The sequence below is a fragment of the Kitasatospora sp. NPDC097643 genome (assembly GCF_040302625.1).
Taxonomy (GTDB): Bacteria; Actinomycetota; Actinomycetes; order Streptomycetales; family Streptomycetaceae; genus Kitasatospora.
Genome location: NZ_JBEOSA010000137.1, coordinates 1 through 5723 on the forward strand (window position 1 = coordinate 1; position 5723 = coordinate 5723).

The 5723-nt window shown below is 73.7% G+C and carries 1 protein-coding gene; it reads left to right on the forward strand.

Going from position 1 to position 5723, the window contains the following annotated elements; translation table 11 throughout:
* Window positions 1–5723 (forward strand): non-ribosomal peptide synthetase (locus ABTY15_RS39340; RefSeq protein ID WP_350607452.1); only part of this gene is annotated, 5723 nt, incomplete at both ends.

Consider the following 5723-nt stretch of genomic DNA (forward strand, 5'->3'; position numbering starts at 1 on the left):
GGCGGTCACTCCCTGCTGGCGACCCGGCTGATCAACCGGGTGCGCAGCGTGCTGGGTGCCGAGCTGTCCCTGCGGACACTGTTCGACGCCCCGACGCCCGCCACCCTGGCCCGCCGCCTGACGGAGTCGGGGACCCGGCCGGTGCTGGAGCGCCGTGAGCGCCCGGACCTGCTGCCGTTGTCTTTTGCCCAGCAACGCCTGTGGTTCCTCTACAAGTTCGACGGAGCATCGGCGACCTACAACATCCCCTTGGTGCTGCGGCTGACCGGTGAGCTCGATCCGGCCGCGCTGGAGGCGGCGCTGAACGACGTGATCGCCCGGCACGAGCCGCTGCGCACGGTCTTCCCGGACATCGACGGCCGGCCCCACCAGCAGATCCTCGCCCCGGCGACCGCCCAGCTGACCCTGCGCATCGAGGACGCCGACTCCCCACAGCGGCGCGACCAGCTGATCCACGACCTCGCCCGGCACGGCTTCGAGCTGGACCGCGAATCCCCCCTGCAAGCCGCTCTCCTCCGCTGCGGTCACGACGAATCCCTGCTCGTCCTGGTGATGCACCACATCGCGGGTGACGGCTGGTCGATGACGCCGCTGGCCGCGGACCTGGTGGCGGCCTACGCCGCCCGGCGCGGTGGTGAGGCGCCGCAGTGGTCGCCGCTGCCCGTGCAGTACGCGGACTACACGCTCTGGCAGCACGAGCTCCTCGGCGAGGAGACCGACCCGGACAGCCTGCTGCGCCGCCAAGCCGCCTACTGGACCGACCAGTTGGCCGGCCTGCCCGAGCTGGTTTCGGCTCCGACCGACCGGCCCAGGCCCGCTCAGCCGTCCTACCGCAGCGACACGGTGGACTTCTCGCTCGACGCCCGCACCCATGCCGCGCTGCGCGAGCTGGCCCGCTCCACCGACACCACCCTGTTCATGGTCCTGCACGCCGGCCTGGCCGCGCTGCTGACCCGGCTCGGCGCGGGCTCGGACATCGCCATCGGCTCCCCGATCGCGGGCCGCACCGACGAAGGCCTGGACGACCTGATCGGCTTCTTCGTCAACACCCTGGTCATCCGCACCGACACCTCCGGGCAACCGACCTTCGCCGAGCTGCTGTCCCAGGTCCGCGAGACCAGCCTGGCCGCGTACACCCACCAGGACATCCCGTTCGAGTACCTGGTGGAGGCGCTCAACCCGCAACGCTCGACCGGCCACCACCCGCTCGTCCAGATCATGCTGACCCTGCAGAACGCCAATGAGGTGCGCTTCGATCTGCCGGGGCTGAGCGCGCAGTTGGAGAACCCGGGGCAGGGCAGCTCGCAGTTCGACCTGGTGCTGAACGTCGGCGAGGGCTTCGACGCGGACGGCAGCCCGGCCGGGATCTCGGGCTTCGTGAAGTACGCGACCGACCTGTTCGACCGGGCCACCGCGGAGGCGTTCGGGGCCCGGCTCACCCGGCTGCTGCGGGCCGTCCTGGCCGCGGCCGACCGGCCGATCGGGACGCTGGACGTGCTCGACCCGGTCGAGCGCGAGCGCCTGCTCGGCTGGTCCGGGCTGGGGAGCGCGGCGACCGCCCCCGCACCGATCACCCTCCCCGGCCTGTTCACGGAGGCCGCGCGGCGCGCCCCCGCGTCCCCGGCCGTGGTGTGCCGCGACGAGGAGCTGACCTACGCCGAGCTGGACGCCTGGTCGAACCGGATCGCGCACCGGCTGGCCGCCGGAGGGCTCGGCCCGGGCCAGCGTGCCGCTCTGGTACTGCGGCGCGGACCGGGCCTGATCGCGGCCCTGCTCGGCGTCCTGAAGACGGGCGCGGCCTACGTGCCGGTGGACCCGGACTATCCGGCCGAGCGGCGGGCGTACATGCTCGCCGATGCGGCGCCGTCGATCGTGCTGGACGACGCCTGGGTGCGGCAGGACTTCGCGGACTGCCCGGACGGCGATCCCGGTATCGCGACCGATCCGGCGTACGCCGCGTACGTGATCTACACCTCCGGATCCACCGGGCGCCCCAAGGGCGTGGAGATCACCCACGCGGGCATCGCGGGCCTGGCCGCCGCCAAGCGAGCCGCCTTCGGGCTGGGCCCGGGGGACCGCGTGGTGCAGTTCTCGCCGTCCAGCTTCGACGCGATGGTCTCCGAGATGGTCACCACCTTCGGTGCCGCCGCCACCCTCGTGGTTCCCGAACGGACCGGGGTGGCCGGCCGGGAACTCGCCGACCTGCTCCGCCGTGAGCGGATCGCCAACGCGACGCTGCCCCCGTCGGTGCTGGCCACCCTGGAGGACCTGAACGGGCCCGAGGAGCTGACCGACCTGGTCACCCTGGCGGTCGCGGGCGAGGCGTGCCCGTCCGACCTGGTGCAGCGGTGGGCACCCGGCCGCCGGATGATCAACGCCTACGGTCCCACCGAGTCCACCGTCGGGGCCGCGATGAGCCCGCTGCTGACCGGCGGGGAGCGCGGCATCGTCCCGATCGGCCGCCCGCTGCCGGGGCTGGCCGGCCTGGTGCTGGACGACCGGCTCGGCCTGGTGCCGGCCGGCGTCCCGGGCGAGCTGTACGTGGCGGGCGCGGGCCTGGCCCGGGGCTACTCCGGTCGGTCCGGGCTGACCGCCGAGCGGTTCGTCGCCTCTCCCTACGGCCGCGCGGGTGCGCGCATGTACCGCACCGGCGACCTGGTCCGCTGGAGCGCCGACGGTCACCTGGAGTACCTGGGTCGCGCCGACGACCAGGTGAAGATCCGCGGCTTCCGCGTCGAACCCGGCGAGATCGAGGCCGTACTGCGCCGGGCCGCCGGCGTCGCCCAGGCCGCCGTCGCCGCCCGCGCACACCAGGACGGCGTGAGCCGACTGGTCGCGTACCTGGTGCCGGAGGGGCGGACCGAGCTGTCGCTGACCGCGGTACGGGACGCGGTCCGGAGCCGCCTGCCCGGCTACATGATGCCCTCGGCGTTCGTGCTGCTCGACGCCCTGCCGAAGACGCCGAGCGGCAAGCTCGACCGCGCCGCGCTGCCCGCCCCCGACTTCGCGGGCGCGCCCCAGCGCGCGGCCCGCACCCCGCAGGAGCAGATCCTGCTCTCGCTCTACGCCGATGTGCTGGGCGTGCCGTCCGCGGGGGTGGACGACGACTTCTTCGAGCTGGGCGGTCACTCGCTGCTGGCGACCCGGCTGGTGAGCCGGGTGCGTGCGGTGCTGGGCGTGGAGCTGCCGCTGCGGGCCCTGTTCGACAACCCGACGGTGGCCCGGCTGGCCGGGCAGCTGACCGAGGCGGGCACCCGGCCGGCGCTGGAACCACGGCCGCGGCCTGAGCTGCTCCCGCTGTCCTTCGCCCAGCAGCGGCTCTGGTTCCTCTACAAGTACGAGGGCGTGTCGGCGACCTACAACATGCCCCTGGTGCTGCGGCTCACCGGCGAGCTGGACCCGGCCGCGCTGGAGGCGGCGGTCAACGACGTGATCGCCCGGCACGAGCCGCTGCGCACGGTCTTCCCGGACCTCGACGGCGAGCCGTACCAGCGCGTCCTCGACCCCGCGGCGGCCCGGCTGGACCTGAGCATCGAGGAGGTGCCCGAGAGCGAGCTCGCCGCCGAGGTGGCGGAGTGCGCCCGCCGGGGCTTCGAGCTGGACCGGGAGATGCCGATCCGCGGCCGGCTGCTCACCCCCGGCCCGGGTGTCCACGTGCTGGTGCTGGTGCTGCACCACATCGCCGGCGACGGCTGGTCGCTCGGCCCGCTCGCCGACGACCTCAGGAACGCCTACACCGCGCGTCGGGACGGCGAGCGGCCGCAGTGGTCGCCGCTGCCCGTGCAGTACGCCGACTACAGCACCTGGCAGCACGAGCTGCTCGGTGACGACGCCGACCCGGACAGCCTCTTCGGGCGACAGGCGGCCTACTGGACCAGCCACCTGGCCGGGCTGCCGGACCAGGCCACGCTGCCGGCGGACCGGCCGCGGCCGCCGATCGCCTCCTACCGGGGCGCCGAGGCCTCGTTCACCATCGACGCCGCCACGCACGCCGCGCTGCGCGAGCTCGCGCGATCGGCCGACGCGACGCTGTTCATGGTGCTGCACGCCGGCCTGGCCGCACTGCTGACCCGGCACGGGGCGGGCTCGGACATCGCGGTCGGCTCCCCGATCGCTGGCCGCACCGACGAGGGCCTGGACGACCTGGTCGGCTTCTTCGTCAACACCCTGGTGCTGCGCACCGACACCTCCGGAAACCCGAGCTTCGCCGCCCTGCTGGCGCAGGTCCGGGAGACCAGCCTGGCCGCGTACACCCACCAGGACATCCCGTTCGAGTACCTGGTGGAGAAGCTCAACCCGCGGCGCACGGCCGCGCACCACCCGCTGGTGCAGATCATGCTGGCCCTGCAGAGCGAAGCGGACCTGCGCTTCGAACTTCCCGGCCTGACCACCGAGTTGGTCAACCCGGCGCCGGGCGGCTCGCAGTTCGACTTCACCGTCAACCTGATCGAGGAGTTCGACGAGGACGGCCGGCCCGCCGGGATCACCGGACTGGTCGAGTACGCGACCGAGCTCTACGACCCCGCCACCATCGAGGCGTTCACCGCACGGTGGATCCGCCTGCTGGCCGCCGCCGGGCAGGGCCCGGAACTCCCCATCGGCGCACTGGACATCCTCAGCGGCGAGGAGCGCGGCCGGCTCGCCTCCTGGAGCTGCTCGCCGCGCACGGTGGCCGGGACGCCCCTGCCCGAGCTGTTCGAGGCCCAGGTCCGCGCCACCCCGCAGGCGCCCGCACTCATCGACGCCACGGGCACCGTCTCGTACCGCGAACTCGACGAGCGCGCCAACCGGATCGCCCACTGGCTGATCGCCCGAGGGGCCGGGCCCGAGACGCTGGTCGGAGTCGCTGTGGAGCGCTCCCGCACCCAGCTCGCGGTGATCCTCGGCATCCTCAAGTCCGGTGCCGGATACCTGCCGATCGACCCCGACCACCCGGTCGAGCGACTCGCCCATCTGGTCGGCGACGCCCGGCCCGCACTGGTCCTGACGTCGCGTCAACTCGACCTGGAAGCACCGCAGATCCTGGTCGGCGACCCCGCCGTCACCGCGGCCTGGGACGCGCAGCCCGGCACCGCGCCGGTGGACGCCGATCGCAGGGCGCCGCTGCGCCCGGACAACACCGCCTACGTGATCTACACCTCGGGCTCCACCGGCACCCCGAAGGGCGTCACCGTCACCCATGCCGGTCTGGCCTGCCTGTCCGCCACGGCCGAGCGCTTCGGGCTCACCGCGGGCAGCCGCATCCTCCAGTTCACGTCCGCCAACTTCGACGTGTCCGTCATGGAGCTCCTGATCGGCTTCACGGTCGGCGCGGCCCTGGTCCAGACCGGCACCGCGCAGCTGGTCGGCGAGGACCTCGCCGCCGCGCTCGCCGCCCAGCGGGCCACCCACCTCTTCATCCCGCCGTCCGTCCTGGCCACCCTGCCGGCGGGCGTCGAGGCCGAACTGCCGGAGCTCGGCTCGCTGGTGGTCGCGGGTGAGGCCTGCCCGCCCGCGCTCGCCGAACGCTGGTCCGCCGGCCGCCGGATGGTCAACGCCTACGGCCCCACCGAGGCCACCGTCTACGCCACCACCAGCGCGCCCCTCACCGGGGCCGCCGCCCCGATCGGCGAACCGGTCGTCGGCACGCGGGTGTTCGTGCTGGATGAGGCGTTGGGTGTGGTGGCGCCGGGTGTGGTGGGTGAGTTGTATGTGGCGGGGCCGGGTGTGGCGCGGGGGTATGT